Here is a 17,156-nt window from a genome sequence, read left to right as displayed (position 1 = left end):
CGCCATATGTCGAACTCTAAGGTCGACTTTTATGAAGTATGGCGTCGCTCGTTTGATAAAGTAAACCGCTCAAAATGCGAATTAAAAGCCCTTGAGTCAATGCAAGAGCCAATAGCCGCGCTTGAATCAATGCTTGAAAACCAAACCGTGCTTAAAGGTAAATTAGCCGCGTATGCGCCTAAAATTGACCAAGCACTAATTGATTTTGATACCTATCAAGAATCGCAACTTAATGAGTTGGGCATTGCGCTTGAAGATATAGAGCACGAAAAACACGAGTTTGAGCAAAAGCAAAGCCTATACGTACAGCAATCGCGCGACATAGAGCGCAGACAAACACAAATTGAGCAGTGGTTTTTAGATTACGATGCGCTTAAAAGCGAATTTGAACTGGTAAATAAAGCCACCCTTAAAACCAGCCTGACTCAGTTAAAGCAAGATTACGAGTCGCTTTCACACTCTATAACCAGCGCACAAGGGCAAAGCCTACATACGCTTGACTACCGCATTAGCGAAACACAAAAACAAATTAAGAGCTTAAAGCTGCAACTTAAAAACCTTGAGTTTAATTTGTTTACCCGCATGCGCGAAGACCTCTCGTTAAAAGAAGTAGAAGAAATATCGCGGATTTTAAACCCAGATATTCTCTCGTTTGCAACCACCACTAATGGCGATATAACCATTGATGACGAAGATGCGTTTGGTGAATTTTTATCGCTACTTAGCGAAAACGTTAAAGGCGGTGTACTAACGCTGCCAGGTGCAAGCATTAAGCTTAAAAAGCTCTCGCCTGTGCAAATGCAAAGCGGCGAAAACAAGGAGCAATTAACCGCTCAGCTCAGTGCACTTGAGCATTCACTTAAAGAGTTTAAGCAACAGCGCGATGTTGCTGCAAACGTTGCCGACAAGCAAAAAGAAAAAGACGCGTTATACGATGAGCTTATGAGCGCAGAGAGCGCCCTAAAACGCTTAGAGCAGTTTGATATAATGCAGCAGTCGGTTGAAGCGCAAGCCATGCTAAAAGAGCAGTTATTAGCTGAGCGCGAACAAGTTGACGACTACCTGCAAGACATTCAAAAAAATAGTGGCTCAATTGCCGATCGTCGCTCGTTAATTAAATCAAAACAAGAGCAAATTAATCGCCAAACTGAGCGTCTGCGCCAAGTTAAAAGCGAGCGAATTGACCACACGCTTGATTTATACAGCGGTAAAGTAACCCCGTATATGATTGATATTACAGTCGACTTTGATAACTTAAGCGACCTTGTTCATCATTTTAATAAAGACTGCCAAGAGCTGCGTAATTTTGACATAAACGTACGCAACACCTATTTGCATGTATATAACGCGGGTATTACTAAATTCGACAACGAAAACGACGAATATACTAAATACCAAAAGCTAATAAGCGCCTTTCATAATATTGATAACGAACGCGACGCGGTTGAACGCCAAGCACGCGTTGCGCTTACCGAAGTGGCTGCAACTATTAAAGGCTTACGAGAAGATTTAGACCGACTTCGCCGCGAAATGAACAGCTTTAATAAAGGCATAAGCCAGCACCGTATTTCAAATCTGCAAGCGTTTAAAATTAACGTAATACCGCGCAAAATGCTGGTTGATAGTATAGATACCATTATCAGCACGTCGCATCAGTTTGAGCAAGGTGACACGCTTGATTTACTTAGCCAAGAACCGTACAGCGAAAATGCGGTAAACGAAGCGAAAGATCACTTAATTAAACTCGCCTCAGATAAAGCGGGCTTAACACTTACCGATTTATTTGATATTCGATTTGAAGTGGTTAACCGCGCAGGTGAAACAGAGCACTTTGAAAAAATAGATTCGGCGGGTTCAAACGGCACACGTATTACGATTAAGTTATTGTGTGGCATGTTGTTTATTCGCTACTTATTAAGTGACCAGGAACAAAACCTATACCGTATACCTATTTACATAGATGAAGCGGCCGACATTGACCCACAAAATCAAAAAGCAATTATAGAAACCGCACTAAGCTTTGGTTTTGTGCCTATATTTGCCTCAGTTAAACCACAAATAAGTTGTGACTACATTGTGCCTATTCGCTCGGTAAAAGACGGTGCACAAAACTGGGTAGATGAAAAAGATTGGATTGAAGTTGAACACAATTAATTGGCCGTTAAGGCAAACCAACTAAACTAAAATATAGGACGTTTAAATAATACACATTTAAACTATGTGTGTTATTTTAAATTAATGCATTTTATTGGAGCAAACGTAATGAAAAATATACTTATTGTTGCAGCGCTAGCACTTCTTACAGCCTGTACACAAACCCCAGATTGGGATTACGATAAATCAGCTAACTTTAGTAATTTTAAAACATTTGCTTGGGTAGAAAACGCCAGCCTAACTAAAGACACAAATAACTATCAAATTAATGGCCTAATGGAAAAGCGTGTTCGCACTGCCGTTAATGCAGAATTGAGCCAAACACTAGGTATGAGTTTAGTTGATGCAGCGCAAGCTGATGTACTTGTTAACTATCATGCATCGGTAGATAAAGAGCTTGAAGTAGACAACTTCAATATAAACTACCGCCCGCATTGGGGTTATTGGGGTACTGGTTTTCAACGCGATACAACTGCGCGTGAATACGAAGTGGGTACACTGATTATTGATATTGTAGACCGTGAATCTAACCAGCTAGTATGGCGCGGCGCAAAAGAAGGTCGATTAAAGAAAAATCAATCGCCAGAACAACGTGAAGCATCAATTAATAAAACAGTGAGCGAAATTTTAAGTAACTTCCCGCCGCAAAAGCAGCAGTAAGTTAAAATTAGCTATAAGTAAGTTTTAAAAGAGCTCACAGTACGTGAGCTTTTTTGTGGGTGTGTATTTTTGGAACTTTTAAAATAAAGTAATTACGAGCTACGCCCGTCACGTCAGCAAGCTGCACGTCTACAACAATACCGAGTTAAATTTATCTTGTAGGCGCAAAGCTTGCTCGCGCGAGAAGCTTTAGCTTCTAATTATTTATCATATAATCAGGGAATTCAGCTTACCTAAATTAGCTCTAGCAGCTTTATCTTTATAAATGGATTTTAAACTAAAACAACATTTAGCTAAAGGATCAGCAAGCATGTACACAAGCGTAAATGGCTTACATAATAAAATCAGCAATTCAGCAATTCAGCAAGCTATATTATTGGCATAACTTCAGAGTGATATATGTTACCTAGATTAAAAATTAAATATTTCATTGTTATTGTCGTTTTGATTGGGTTCTGTATCGGCTTTTTTAATATTAGCTGGCCTAGTTTTAAACTCTCTAATCATAAAATCAGTTACATACAAGATAAGCTTAAAAGCGGTGAACTATCACCTAAAATGGTAGTAATACCGCCAGGTACAGGGACCATAGGCGGTGAAAATTTTCGCTCGTTTCAAGATGAAGCCCCTATTTTAAAAACGACAATAAAAGAAAGCTATGCACTAAGTGAAACCGAGATTACCTTTGCACAATATGATCAGTTTTGTAAAACCGGAATTAGGTCATGCCCTAGCGACGACGGCTGGGGCCGCGGTAAGCAACCGGTTGTAAATATATCTTGGTTTGATGCTGTTGCTTACACAAAGTGGTTGAGCAAAGAGACTAGCAATATTTATCGCTTACCTAGCGAAGTTGAGTGGGAATATGCAGCTCGCGCTGGAACAACGAGTAAGTTTTGGTGGGGTAATGATTATGTACAAGGCATTGACCACTGCGATAGAGACTTAGGTGGTTGCCCAAAAGGCTCTGATTTAGGGCACCCTTGGCAAGTAGGTATTTTAAAGCCAAACCCCTTTGGATTATACGACGTTACCTCTAATGTATCTGAATGGGTGGAAGACTGTTATGTTGATAATCATAACAATGTAGCTGGCACTACTGCTGCAAATGATTCTGGTGCTTGTACTCAGATAATTGCAAAAGGAGCAAGCTGGCTCATGCCACAACCACATGTACATCATTCACAGAGAATGAGTATCCCGAAAAATGTTCGAGGATACGAAATCGGCTTTAGGGTATTAAGAGAAATAAATAAAAACGAATTAAAGAATTAAAATGAAAGTTGCGTGCCCTAACTGTAAAAGTAAGGTTGATAGTAAGGATATAAAAAATATAAATAAAAAAGGAATTTTTATTAAAAAGCAATGCCCTTCTTGCTGTGAATGGTTTGGTTTAAACAAAGCGCAAGAAGTTTTAAAAACAGCTGGGATATTACTTTTATTAATCACTAGCCTGCTAAATATTTTCAGCATTAAAAGTGAACATAGTTTAGTTTTCTCAACCGTAGGCTTTGTTGGAATTATTATAGCTATAATTATTACTTTTTTTAGTAAGCATGAAACGGTCAAATAATCAAAAAACAAAAAAGAAGCCAAAAATAAAACACGCTAATATTAGTAATACTAGAATGCTGTTAAATCGAATAGCATTCTCTTTGTTTTCTTTTGCTTTAGGGTTATTACTTATAATAATCGCAGTAAAATCTATATACGACGGATATGTTCTTACACCAACAGATTATCGAGTTGAATCTGATGTTTATTTTTTATCGACCTCTCCATTTTCTTATCTTTTTAACCTTCTTTTTTACTTAGGGGGTGGGATCTTTTTTTTAGTGCTACCTTATTTAAGTAGAGATATGTTCCCTCGTAAAAAAGAGAAAAAGCTAAACAAAAAAGTTCAAAGAAAAAATAAACAATAGTTTTAATTAACTCGTTTTATACTTGTACAACAACTCAAAGGGTATATGGCAATAGTCATCAGGATGATTAGTTAAACGGTCTTGATGCTCAGGATCGCTTGGCACATAGTTAGTTAGCAGCTCTACCCCTACCACAATTTTATCAGCATCACTTCGCTGGCTTATATAATTGCTAGCGACCTTTAAATGATCTTGGCTTTTGCTATAAATGGCAGTGCGATATTTAGGGCCTACGTCATCCCCTTGTTTGTTAACGCTATACGGATCAATAATCTCAAAAAAGAAGCCAAACAGCTCGTTTAAGCTAACCGCTTTTGTACTAAATATTACTTTTACACACTCAGCATAACCGTCGTATTCGCCTTGTGTATTATCGTTTTTTCCATTAGCCCGCCCTGCTTCAGTACTTATTACACCAGGTAAGTGCTTTAAAAACTCTTGCACGCCCCACAGGCAGCCACCTGCAAAGTAAATAGTATCTTGCTGTTTTATATTCATAATAAATGTGACCAAGTTTGTTAGATGCATTAACGTTGCAAATGATAATCAAATGCAGTTTTTAATGAATTAATGTACAATCGCGCCAAAATCGCAGTTGTTTAATTGAATTATTTTATCACGCCTTAAAAGTGTGTTCTGAATTTAATTGTTACCGTAATTGCATATAAAAAATGAGACACACAACATGAAATGGTCACCGCACTTTATACTCCCTGCACTGCTATGCAGCGTGAGCAGTTTTGCCTACGGCGAAGCTGTAACTGATAAAACTGAAACATCACCGGCAATCGAAAAAATAACAGTTGAGGCATCTCCCACTGCAAACACATTACCTGTAGGTACATTTGACTCTCCAATATCTAATTTAGAGTATGACCCACGTGTTGATTTGCAATCACGTAATATGGCTGAAGCGCAAGCCGATGTAACTATACGCGGTGGTATTTTTGAAAACACTGGCTTTAGGGTTGGCAGTGCTACTTTACTTGACCCACAATCTGGGCATTACTTTGCTGAAATTCCTATTGCACCGCAAATGCTTACCGGCCCTTATATTTTAACAGGCGCAGACAACGCGCTTAATGGGGCTAATAGCTCTGTAGGCACTGTATCGTTTGGCTGGAAACCAATTAGCACGGGCGGCAGTGTATCGGTAGGTACTGGCACAAACGATTTTAACTTACAAAGCTTACATGCAGGTGTAAGTATGCCCCTTGAAGGCGCAAAGGATTGGAAGCTTGGTTTTGAGGGCGAGATTTCTCACTCACAAAGCGATGGCACTATTGATAACGGCGATCACGACTTTACGCGTGCATCGGGTCGCGTTCAATTAGCTAGCGCTGATTCTCAAACAGATTTATTTTTTGGCTCACAAGATAAGTTTTTTGGTTGGCCAAATTTGTACACACCATTTGGCGTTAACGAAACAGAAGAGCTAGAAACCCGCTTATTAATGCTAAACCATAAGCAAAATTATGCACAGGATAGTAACTTTGAAGTGTCGGCATATTACCGCACACACGACGATCATTATATTTACTCTCGCGAAAATCCAAGCGCTTTTGAAGCGTTTCACAAAAGTGAAGTTAAGTCGTTAGCGCTATCGGGGCATCATGCTCAAAGCGATGTATTTGCTGTAAATTATTCAGCACAGTTTATTGACGACTCAATTGAATCTACCACGCTTGAAAACAACTTTACCTCTCGTAAGTATTATAAATTAAGCGTATTGCCTGAATACAAAATGGCGCTTGAGGATAATAAACAACTTACATTTCGTTTAGGTGCTGCGTTTGACGATACAAATAGAGACGACTCAGAACTGTCACTTATTGGTGATGTAACGCTTAATACACAAAACAGCAAAGGTTTTGAGCGCACGTTTTATTTATCGTACGCAGAGGCAAGCCAAGTAGCAGGCTATACCGCGATTGGTGGAAGTGATTCAGGCGGGTTATTTAGAAGTAATTACACCCTTGAGCGCGAAACGACTAAAAGCCTAGAGCTAGGTTTATTAGTTGATGAGCAAACTTGGCAACTTAATTCGGCTATTTTTTATCGCAAAGATGACAACTTAACCGATTGGACGTTTAATTTTGATTCAAGCTCAGCGCGCTTTGCAAACCCTGTAGATATAAATACGACGGGCATTGAGTTCTTAGCAACTAAACACTTTGAAACAACCGAAATTGTAGCGAGTTACACCTACCTTCATAAATCAGAAAATTACGGTGCGGCAGATATTGATGCTAGCTTTTACGCATTAAACTTTCCTGATCACCGCCTAACACTCGGCGCAATTTGGAATCCTACTGATATATTGCAGTTTAGAATAGATAACGAGTGGCGCAAACAGCACGAAAATGCGCTGCGCGGTAGTGACGACGATGCTTTATTTACTCATTTAACGTTAAAAATTACGCCGCCAATGCTAAAAAACTTATTTATTACTTTAGCAGCAGATAACCTATGGGGTGAATCGTTTGAAGAGATACCTGGTACACCAGGGCGAGGTGAGCAATATACGTTAAGCGCAACGTATCGTTGGTAGAATTGAGCTATCACATTCAAAGACCTGTTTATTTAAAACAGGTCTTTGAATAAATATTTAGCAAAGAATAAACGACATACTAAATATTAAGAGCTTTGATTACTCAGCTTATATTGAACCAGAACGACATTGTCTTTTTCTTAGCTCATTATCAATTTGTAAAGGGCGACTAAGCTCATCTGTAAGAACCTGCGAAACAACCGTACCGGTTTCAACTTCTTGTATCCAGATTGATATCTTATCCCCTTCCCTTTTTCTATTTAGCATATAGCTTTTATCAGAATCTAAATTAACGTTAAAATTAACAAAAGCTTCTTTTTGACTATTTAAAACATCAGGGTTTGAAACACTCGCCTTTACCCATAAATCATGCTCACCACTGATATACTGCTTTGGTTCAGCCCATTGTGTAGGTTTTTTGTTAAAGCACATCAAGTGGACATATTCTAGATCTACTCCCTGCTCTCTTTTAAAGTTTTCGAGTCTAAAATGGTCTTCTTTAATATCGGTTTTAATGGGTAAGTTTGAACAACCTAATAAAGTCACACCTAATGTAAATGCTGTAAGTAAATTTTTCATTTTTCTTTCCTTTTAAAAATTAAGATTGAACGAAATCACCTATAAATGAGATTTATAAAAAGTATCTTACAATTTCCTATATTAGCAACAAAGTTAAATATGTCTAATATTTCGCCATTAAATAAATTAACGACTGCTTTTAATAACCTTATGAAGATTTTTATTAATAATATATTGTAAATAGATGTGTATTAAAAACGAGGATTAAGTTAGCTCTTCAAGCTCTGTAATAAGTGCTAAAGCTTGTGCATTTGTTGACCCGCACACATCAAATGTGGCGCTAAAATCACTACATACTTTAGGTCGGCTTGAATCACCAAATAACTTACATAAATTACGTTCGTCTAGCTGAATACAGCGCTCTCCGGCCTTTTTACCATTTGGCATACCTGGAATAGGCGAACTAATACTTGGCGCAATACAACATGCGCCGCAGCCTAGCCTGCAACTCATCGATTCGGTTTTCATAATATCCTCTGAATAAAACACACTTACTTTAATTCCTTTTTAGGAACGTAATTAGCCGCATGTTGAGTTGTAATGTACGTATGTAATGCTTTGTTACATCTTAAAACGCCTTGTAAACACTTTATTGCGTATTATTGCTCTGTCACCACCAATTATGAAGGAATGCCTTGTGGCTACTACAAAACAAATAATACTCCCAATTGCTGTTTTAGCAGGCGGTATTGCTTTAGCTTTCGCCTTTATGGCAATGAAAAAACCACCCGAAGAAAAGCCAGAGCAAGATTTACGCCCTTTAGTTGCAACACAAAGCATACTTTTAGATTCTATAACGCTCGATGTTAAATCGTACGGCATTGTTAAACCAAAGGACCGTACCGAGCTGATAGCACAAGTTAGTGGGCAAGTTATTTCGGTATCAGATCAATTTGTTGAAGGCGCGTTTGTAAAGCAAGGCGATATTTTAGCACGAATTGATGCAAATGATTACGAGGCAGACTTTATTGAAGCGCAAGCAGGTTTAGCACAAGCAAGCTCAGCACTTGAAATAGAACGCGCACAAGCACATGTAGCAAAAGCTGAATGGGAGCGTATTAAATCGGACTCAAGCGAAGCTATTGCCTCAGAACTTTATTTACGTAAACCACAACTGGCCGAAAAACTAGCGCGTTACCGCTCTGCTCAAGCAAGTGTTAAACGTGCTAGCCGCAATCTTGAACGTACTTATATTAAAGCCCCATACGATGCCATTATTAATGAACGCACAATTAGCTTGGGTTCAGTAGTAAACCCAGGTAATAGTTTTGGTGCATTGAGTGCAACCTCAGTTGCAGAGGTACGTTTACCCGTTGCCGACCAAGAACTACAATATTTAAAAAATGGCGGCGTAGGTTCAAATGTTACATTTAACGCAGAATACGCAGGTAAGCAAACAATGTGGCAAGCCAAAGTAATTCGCACCGAAGGTGTGGTTGATCAAACAAGCCGCATGAGCTATTTGGTAGCACAACTTGCAACACCTTATGGCGACAAAACACGCCCTCTTCGTTTTGGTTCGTACATTAACGCTACCATTGAAGGTCGCCCGCTTGATAACGCAATTATTGTTGCGCACCACTTAGTTAAAGATAATAAAATTGTCATTTTAAATGACGATTTAACATTGTCGTTTAAAACCCTCAATATTATACGCGAACAAAACGGCATGATTATAGCCAGCCAAGGATTGAAAAATGGCGAGCAAATTGTTACCTCAGCGCTCGAATACCCTACTGAAGGTATGGCAGTAAAAGTTGAAGATATTGTGCCTAATAAAACTGATGTAACTCAACTTGCGTTGAAAGAGGAATAATCATGAATACTCGTGAAACAGGGTTAATAGCATGGTTTGCCCGAAATCCCGTTGCAGCCAACCTACTAATGATATTTATATTAGTAGGCGGTATTTTAATGGCGATGACCATTCGCAAACAAATGTTCCCACAATTTGAAAGTAACTGGATAAGCGTACAAGCAGTTTACCCAGGGGCTGCCCCGCAAGAGGTTGAAGAAGGCATAACCATAAAAGTTGAAGAAAACCTCGAAGGTATTGAAGGTATTAAACGCCTAATTACTTACTCTAACCGTGGTTTTTCCCAAGCGTGGATTGAAATAGAAGAACAATACAATCCACAAGAAGTACTTGATGAAATTAAAGTACAAGTTGATTCAATAAACACCTTTCCTGCGGGGATGGAGCGCCCTGTTGTTCGCCGCGATAAGTTTGAGCAAGAAGTAATGATACTCGCGCTTTACGGCGACATGAGTAACTACCAGTTAAAAGAGCTTGGCAACGATATAAAAGATGAACTTCAAGCGCTGCCTCACGTTAACCTTGTTAATTTTAACGGCGGCTTAGAATACGAAATTGGCATAGAAGTCAGCCCTGATAAACTACGCGAGTACGGATTAACATTTAGAGATATTGCAGGCGCGGTGCAAAACTTTTCGGCCAATATGTCGGCGGGGCAAATACGCTCTGAAAATGGTTATATTTCGATGCGTGTTGAAAAACAAGCCTACCGCGGTTTTGAGTTTGAAAAACTCCCCCTTATTACCCTTGCTGATGGCGCACAAATTTATTTAGGCGATGTAGCAACCATTAACGATGGCTTTGAAGAAGGTCTACAATATTCAAAATACAATGGTAAAAACTCACTCTCGTTTGAAGTTAACGCATCAAAAGATCAAGACATTACCGATGTAGCAAAAGTACTTAAAAGCTACATGGCAACTAAAGAGCCACTTTTACCAGCAGGTGTTAAGCTATCCCCTATTGTTGATTTAACTTACTACCTTGAAGGTCGACTTGATATGATGGTCGATAACATGATTTGGGGTGGCTTGTTAGTAATGATAGTACTGGCACTATTTTTACCACTACGCTTAGCATTTTGGGTAATGATGGGTTTACCGGTGTCTTTTCTAGGCGCCTTTTTGTTTATGCCCATTGGCTTTTTAGATGTAACAATTAACCTAGCCTCACTCTTTGCTTTTATACTTGTGCTCGGGATTGTTGTTGATGACGCCATAGTTGTGGGCGAATCAGCCAGTGCCGAAATAGAAAAATACGGTCATACACTTGATAACGTAGTACGCGGTGTTAAACGTGTTGCGATGCCAGCAACCTTTGGTGTACTAACTACCATTGCTGCATTTTTACCACAAACACTCGCAACCGGCCCTGGTGCTGCTTTTTCTAAGGCCATTGGTGGCGTTATTATTTTATGTTTGATTTTTTCACTCATTGAATCAAAACTTATTTTACCTGCACACATTGCAGCAATGAACCCGCGTAAACCAAACCCTAAAAATCCATTACATCGCTTACGTATGGTAATTGATAGTGGTTTAAAAGGCTTTGTGAATAACTACTACCTTCCTTTTGTTAGCCGCTGTATTCACTATCGCTATACCGTAATTGTTGGCTTTATGTGTTTGCTTATTGTAAGCGCAGGTATGTTTGCAGGTGGTTTAGTTAAGTTTGTACCAAACCCAAAAATACCGCACGACTTTCCACGTATTGATATAGAAATGAACCTTGCCTCATCTGAGCAAGCAACGCTTGAAACCGCACGTAAAATAGAAAGCGTGTTGTTAAAGGTCGATCAGCAACTAAAAGAACAATACGGTAAACCAATGATCCGTGACTTATCGGTAAGCCTGCGCGGACGAACGCAAGCAAATATTATGGCTATTTTGGTAGAGCCCGATTTACGCCCTATCGACACCTTTGCCCTAAGTGCATTATGGCGCGAGCAAATGCCCGCTTTACCTGGCGTTAAAACTATGACCATTCAAGACAGTATAATGAATGGCGGTCGAGATGATGGCGACGTTAGCTTTAAACTTGAAGGCAAAAATGCTGACGAGCTAAAAGAAGTGGCTGGTAAATTAAAAGCTAAATTACAAACAATGGAAGGTGTTGGCGACGTAAACGACTCAATGCAAAGTGCTACCGACGAAGTGCAACTTGATTTAAAACCACTCGCTTATAGCATGGGTTTAACGCTTGCTGATGTCGCATCGCAAGTTAGCTTTAGTTACTACGGCTTAGAAGCGCAGCGAATATTGCGTGAAGGCGAAGAAATTAAAGTTATGATCCGCTACCCAGAAGACGAACGTAATTCAATCAGCGACATAGCAAGTGTGCGTATTATTACACCTACTGGCGCTGAAGTACCGCTTAGCGAAATAGCCGAAGTTAAATTGGTTGACGGTGTAAACCGTATTCGTCGCGAAAACTCTAAACGTACAGTTAACGTTTGGGCTGCGGTAAATACCGACAAAGCCGAACCATTTGCGATTGCTGAGGAAATTCGCGATGAATACTTACCATCATTACTTAAAAGCTACCCTGGTGTTACAAGTGATGTAGCTGGGCGCATTCAAGAAGAGATGGATAGCGCTTCAGAGCAGCTTCGTGACTTTGGTATATCAATGATGATTATATTTGCCTTGTTAGCGATTCCGCTTCGCTCTTACTCGCAGCCACTTATTATAATGTCGGTTATTCCGTTTGGTGTAGTGGGCGCTATGTTTGGCCATATGATTTTAGGTATGACCATGAGTAGCTTATCTATGTTTGGCATTATTGCTGTAGCGGGTGTGGTTGTAAATGATTCCCTCGTTATGGTTGATTTTGTAAACAAAGCCCGAGCTGAAGGTGTTGCAATTAAGGATGCTGTAATGCAAGCCGGTGCTCGTCGCTTTAGAGCAATATTACTCACCTCAATCACTACCTTTATTGGTGTAATGCCAATTATTTTTGAAACGAGTTTACAAGCTAAAATTGTTATCCCAATGGCTGTATCACTTGCTTTTGGTGTGTTATTTGCCACAGTAATTACACTGATACTTATACCGTGCCAGTATGTTGCACTAGAAGATGCTAAACGATTAGTACGTAAAATGCGTGGCAAGCCACCACTAGTAGATGCCCAACCAGCGCCTACTCACAGCTAAATTAAGTAACATCCCAACCAAAAAAGCTCGGCATATTATGCCGAGCTTTTTATTTTTAGCTTAAAAATGATATTCACCTATTTGCTAATACTGCCTCTACTACCCATTGTTTAACAAGCAGGATTTATTAACCCCCCTAATAATTGAGAGAAATATTGCTCGTTTTTTATCCCTAATACGTTATGGTATTTAAATAATAAATAGACATAATAAAGTTAAGGAACAGCCATGAATACATCTCCCTCTGATCACATTCCTCAAGAAGCCTTTGATTGGTATGACGAATACGCCCACGGTTTAATGGACCGACGTACTTTTATGAAAAAACTCGGTGGCCTTGCTGCTCTTGGCTTTTCGATGGCTGTACTTACATCAGCATTATTACCTAACTATGCACTTGCTGAACAAGTATCGTTTAATGACGATGATATTAAAGCAACATACGAAGAATTCGATTCGCCAGACGGGCACGGTAAAGGCAAAGGTTACTTAGCAACCCCTAAAAACATAGAAGGTAAGCTTCCTGTTGTTCTTGTGATACACGAAAACCGTGGATTAAACCCATACGTAAAGGATGTAGCAAGACGCTTAGCGAAGGTAGGCTTTATTGCATTTGCACCCGATGCGCTATTTCCACTGGGTGGCTACCCTGGTAATGATGATGAAGGACGCGCTATGCAAAAAACCATGGATCGCGCTAAAATTCAAAACGATTTTGTTGCCGCAGCGCACTTTTTAAAATCGCATGCTAACAGTAACGGTAAATTAGGCGCTGTTGGTTTTTGTTTTGGCGGCTACATTGTTAATTATTTAGCGGCAGTAGATAGTAATTTAATCAGCGCCGGAGTGCCTTTTTACGGTACTACCGCCAGCGAAAGTTTACGTAAAAACATTAAAGCACCATTAATGATTCAATTGGGCGAGCTGGATAAACGTGTAAACGCGTCGTGGCCACAGTACGAACAAGATTTAAAAGCTAATAATGTTGAATACACTATGCATATGTATAAAGGGGCAAATCATGGATTTCATAACGACTCGACAGGTCGATATGATAAAGACAATGCCGAGCTTGCATGGCAACGTACCGTTGAGTTTTTTAATAAAAAGCTAAGTTGATCTGATTGCGTATTAATCCTTTAATACGCTTTTATCAATAATTCCTTTATTGACCAACTGCTGCAAAATAGCTTGGGATTTTGCTCTGCATGCATCACGTAGTAAACGCACCGCTGGGGTTATTGACTGCCTACTTGGGCAAATAAGCCAAAGTTCACCATTAACATGTTGATAATTTGGCATTACAGTAACCACTCTGTCATTGAGTAAATCGTCGGCCATATCAAGAGCCGACTTTACAGCTAAGCCCTTACCCGCAACGCACCAACGCCTGACTAAATCGCCATCGTTTGAGGCGCGCCTGCCATCCATTTTAACTTTATATTTTGACTCACCATCACTAAATTCCCACGTATTATTTATAATATCCTGCAACTGATAAAACAAACCTTGATGCGACGCTAAATCATCGGGATGCACAGGGCTTCCATTTTGTAGCAGGTATTCTTCGCTAGCACACAACAAGCGCGGTACGTTACAAATTTTAAAACCATAAACGCTTGCATCATTAGGCGAGCCATAACGAAGTGCTATATCAACTGAATCGCGATAAAAGTCGATATTACTATCACTTATATGCACTCTTAAACTTAATTTAGGGTAACTATCCATGAGTTCATCAATCCATGGGATCACCAAGTTACGTCCTAAATCAGATGAAAGTGCAACACGCAGCCTTCCTTCTACCTCGCCGTGTTCGCCTTTTAGATTTTGCTTTGCGAGTTCAAGCACTGCTAGAGCCTGTTCACATTGTGGTATGTAGCGCTCCCCAGCAGCCGACAACCTCAAATGACGTGTTGTACGAACAAAAAGCTCGCTACCTAGCGCTGACTCCACGCGTTTAATAGCGGCGCTTGCTGTGGCTGTACGCATATCTAACTTAGCAGCTGCGAGCGTAATACTTCTAAACTCAGCTACTTTTAAAATAAGTTTTAAATCTTCTATGTTCATATTATCTATTTATATTTGATAATGATTCAACGATTATGCGGTTTATTTACATTAAAGCAAGGTCTACTATATATCCATCAGCTAGCCAAAGCATGGCTTGCATCTTATACGTAAACAAATTAGGACATTTATTATGAAAGCCATTGGTTATACACAATCACTTCCTGTTTCAAACCCTGAGTCGCTAATTGATGTTGAGCTACCACAGCCAATTGCAACAGGTCGCGATTTACTTATAAAAGTTAAGGCTATTGCTGTTAACCCTGCCGATTATAAAGTGCGCCTATATATGCCACCAACAAACGGTGAAGTAAAAGTAATTGGTTGGGATGCAGTTGGCGAAGTGGTTGCAACAGGTGAAGCTGTTACAGGCTTTAAACCAGGTGATGCGGTTTATTACGCAGGTGATATTACTCGCCCAGGTAGTAATGCAGAATTTCAATTAGTGGATGAGCGCATTGTAGGGTTTAAACCGCAGAGCTTAAACGATGCTGAAGCTGCTGCATTACCACTTACTGCAATAACAGCGTACGAATTATTATTTGAGCATTTAAACATTGTAAAACAAGCAGCTGATGCAAAAACAAAATCAGACGAAGTTATTTTAGTAACAGGTGCCGCAGGCGGCGTTGGCTCTATTTTTATTCAGCTTGCTAAAGCGATTACTGGCGCAACGGTGATTGCCACGGCATCGCGTGAAAGCTCGCAAGCATGGGTTAAAAAACTAGGCGCAGATTATGTCATTGACCATACAAAACCATTACCTGCTCAAATTGACGCATTAAACATTGGCTCGGTAACACATGTGGCAAGCCTGCATAGTACTGATACTTACTTTGAAGCGTATACAGAGGTACTTGCACCATTTGGTAAAATTGCAATGATTGACGATCCTGAGTCATTAGATGTAAGCAAATTAAAAATGAAGAGCTTATCTCTACATTGGGAATTTATGTTTGCCCGCTCAATGTTTAATGCCAAAGATTTAATTGAGCAAAGTAAGTTATTAAATCATGTTGCCGATTTGATTGACCAAGGCTACATTCAAACCACGATTGGTAAAAACTTAGGCACTATAAATGCGGCCAATTTACGTATTGCTCACGAAGAGCTAGAAGCGGGTAAATCAATCGGTAAAATTGTACTTGAAGGCTTTTAAATACCATTTTTCATTATAAGGGAAGTTATGACTCAGCTTACTATAATCGCTAATATTTTTGCTAACACCGATAAAATAGACACGGTAAAAAGTGCACTTTTATTGCTTGTTGAACAAACACAAAAAGAGCCTGGGTGTGTTACATATACCTTGCATCAAAATAATCAAGATGATGCTCACTTTGTGTTTTATGAGAACTGGCAAAGTTATGAACTATGGCAACAACATATGGAAGCACAAAGCATCAAAAACTACTTAGCAAAAGTTGAAGGCTGCATTGCATCTTTTACTATTAATGAACTAACCGCTATTCGTTAAAAGTGGCGATTTTAATAAAAACACCAATTTAGATTGGTGTTTTTTTATTCGTTATTTTTATTATCTATTATTATTTGATAAAGATTCAATTATTACGCTGTTTATTACCTTTCAATATCCGCTTATTATTCACTCAAGTAATAAAGCTGCTCATAAATGAGCAAGTGATTTATACCACTTCAAATTCAGACAAATACTGCGAGTAGCAAAAAATGAAAAAATTTAAAAGTACTTTAGCCATAGCAACGCTTTCACTAGTAGCAAGCGCCTTAACAAATGCTAACGCCTTAGAAGTCGGCCCACTTGAAACCGTCACTACGTTTACTAAATATCGCGGTGCAGGTATTACGATTACACCGGCAGGCAGGATGCTAGTAAGTATGCATCCGCTAGATAACCCAAAAACACGCGTTGTTGAAATTATGGTTAATGGCGTACAGCAACCATTCCCAACTATCGATTGGGCAGACGGCCCAGAAATTGGCGAGGTAGGCCTTGCGGCAGTTATCGGCATTCACAGCGACAGTAAAGGCGTTGTGTGGATTTTAGATATGGGGAGCGAAAAAGTAGCCCCTAAACTTATTGCTTGGGATAGCGTAAATAACAACTTAGTAAACACAATAAAACTAAATAAATCAGCGGTACTTGCTAATTCATTTTTACAAGACTTTGTGATTGATGAACTTAATAACAAAATTTACATAGCTGATATGTCATTTGGTAATTTTATGGGCGCAACCAAGCCCGCCTTTATTGTGGTTGATTTAAACACAGG

Annotated in this window: 16 protein-coding genes; 12 read left to right on the top strand and 4 right to left on the bottom strand. The window is 39.4% G+C overall.

Features of this window, described 5'->3' with window-relative positions:
• From CXF89_RS15425 to CXF89_RS21220, 5 genes are all read left to right on the top strand, one after another.
• Window positions 1-2,154: ATPase (locus CXF89_RS15425; protein WP_121955101.1), on the top strand; the 2,154-nt coding region annotated here is incomplete at its 5' end.
• Window positions 2,155-2,262: 108 nt separating this feature from the next.
• Complete coding sequence (locus CXF89_RS15420; protein ID WP_008134542.1) at window positions 2,263-2,814, top strand: DUF4136 domain-containing protein; 552 nt, start codon at window positions 2,263-2,265, stop codon at window positions 2,812-2,814.
• Between the two features lie 399 nt (window positions 2,815-3,213).
• The gene (locus CXF89_RS15415; protein ID WP_121955100.1) at window positions 3,214-4,089 is read left to right on the top strand and encodes a formylglycine-generating enzyme family protein; all 876 of its coding nucleotides are present in this window, start codon (window positions 3,214-3,216) and stop codon (window positions 4,087-4,089) included.
• Window position 4,090: 1 nt separating this feature from the next.
• Window positions 4,091-4,387 carry a hypothetical protein gene (locus CXF89_RS15410; protein ID WP_121955099.1) on the top strand — a complete coding sequence of 99 codons (297 nt, stop codon included), beginning with the start codon at window positions 4,091-4,093 and terminating at the stop codon, window positions 4,385-4,387.
• The gene (locus CXF89_RS21220; protein WP_121955098.1) at window positions 4,371-4,736 is read left to right on the top strand and encodes a hypothetical protein; all 366 of its coding nucleotides are present in this window, start codon (window positions 4,371-4,373) and stop codon (window positions 4,734-4,736) included. Before CXF89_RS15410 ends, CXF89_RS21220 begins: the two co-directional genes overlap by 17 nt.
• A 6-nt stretch (window positions 4,737-4,742) precedes the next feature.
• On the opposite strand, the gene CXF89_RS15400 is transcribed toward CXF89_RS21220, so the two are convergent.
• Complete coding sequence (locus CXF89_RS15400) at window positions 4,743-5,234, bottom strand: peptide-methionine (S)-S-oxide reductase (protein ID WP_121955097.1); 492 nt, start codon at window positions 5,232-5,234, stop codon at window positions 4,743-4,745.
• Between the two features lie 187 nt (window positions 5,235-5,421).
• Between CXF89_RS15400 and CXF89_RS15395 the strand changes: the two genes are divergently transcribed.
• Window positions 5,422-7,287, top strand: coding sequence for a TonB-dependent receptor plug domain-containing protein (locus CXF89_RS15395; protein ID WP_121955096.1), 1,866 nt, complete (start codon window positions 5,422-5,424; stop codon window positions 7,285-7,287).
• Between the two features lie 108 nt (window positions 7,288-7,395).
• On the opposite strand, the gene CXF89_RS15390 is transcribed toward CXF89_RS15395, so the two are convergent.
• Entirely contained in the window at window positions 7,396-7,866 is a 471-nt protein-coding gene (locus CXF89_RS15390; protein ID WP_007581896.1) for a hypothetical protein, read from the bottom strand.
• A 204-nt stretch (window positions 7,867-8,070) separates the two neighbouring features.
• Window positions 8,071-8,334: a YkgJ family cysteine cluster protein gene (locus CXF89_RS15385; RefSeq protein WP_024612699.1), complete on the bottom strand. Its 264-nt coding sequence runs from the start codon at window positions 8,332-8,334 to the stop codon at window positions 8,071-8,073.
• Window positions 8,335-8,503: 169 nt separating this feature from the next.
• Between CXF89_RS15385 and CXF89_RS15380 the strand changes: the two genes are divergently transcribed.
• The 3 genes from CXF89_RS15380 to CXF89_RS15370 all read left to right on the top strand — a co-directional run bounded on the left by CXF89_RS15380 (window position 8,504) and on the right by CXF89_RS15370 (window position 13,953).
• Complete coding sequence (locus tag CXF89_RS15380) at window positions 8,504-9,682, top strand: efflux RND transporter periplasmic adaptor subunit (RefSeq protein ID WP_121955095.1); 1,179 nt, start codon at window positions 8,504-8,506, stop codon at window positions 9,680-9,682.
• Between the two features lie 2 nt (window positions 9,683-9,684).
• Window positions 9,685-12,834 (top strand): efflux RND transporter permease subunit, encoded by a 3,150-nt coding sequence (locus CXF89_RS15375; protein WP_121955094.1) that lies wholly within the window; start codon window positions 9,685-9,687, stop codon window positions 12,832-12,834.
• 228 nt (window positions 12,835-13,062) lie between these two features.
• Complete coding sequence (locus CXF89_RS15370) at window positions 13,063-13,953, top strand: dienelactone hydrolase family protein (protein ID WP_121955093.1); 891 nt, start codon at window positions 13,063-13,065, stop codon at window positions 13,951-13,953.
• Between the two features lie 12 nt (window positions 13,954-13,965).
• Here the strand turns inward: CXF89_RS15370 and CXF89_RS15365 are convergent, their stop codons facing one another.
• On the bottom strand, window positions 13,966-14,904 hold the full coding sequence (locus CXF89_RS15365; RefSeq protein ID WP_121955092.1) for a LysR family transcriptional regulator: 939 nt from the start codon (window positions 14,902-14,904) through the stop codon (window positions 13,966-13,968).
• A 133-nt stretch (window positions 14,905-15,037) separates the two neighbouring features.
• Here CXF89_RS15365 and CXF89_RS15360 point away from each other — a divergent pair, with 133 nt between their 5' ends.
• From CXF89_RS15360 to CXF89_RS15350, 3 genes are all read left to right on the top strand, one after another.
• The gene (locus CXF89_RS15360; protein WP_121955091.1) at window positions 15,038-16,063 is read left to right on the top strand and encodes a zinc-binding alcohol dehydrogenase family protein; all 1,026 of its coding nucleotides are present in this window, start codon (window positions 15,038-15,040) and stop codon (window positions 16,061-16,063) included.
• 27 nt (window positions 16,064-16,090) lie between these two features.
• Window positions 16,091-16,381 carry a putative quinol monooxygenase gene (locus tag CXF89_RS15355; protein WP_007375818.1) on the top strand — a complete coding sequence of 97 codons (291 nt, stop codon included), beginning with the start codon at window positions 16,091-16,093 and terminating at the stop codon, window positions 16,379-16,381.
• A 212-nt stretch (window positions 16,382-16,593) separates the two neighbouring features.
• The coding region (locus tag CXF89_RS15350) for an L-dopachrome tautomerase-related protein (protein WP_257983229.1) at window positions 16,594-17,156 on the top strand (563 nt) is incomplete at its 3' end.

The sequence above is a fragment of the Pseudoalteromonas sp. MelDa3 genome (assembly GCF_002863625.1).
In the GTDB taxonomy this organism is placed as follows: Bacteria; Pseudomonadota; Gammaproteobacteria; order Enterobacterales; family Alteromonadaceae; genus Pseudoalteromonas; species Pseudoalteromonas arctica.
The sequence above is the reverse complement of the archived record's forward strand: the minus strand, read 5'-3'. Positions and strand labels throughout refer to the sequence as shown.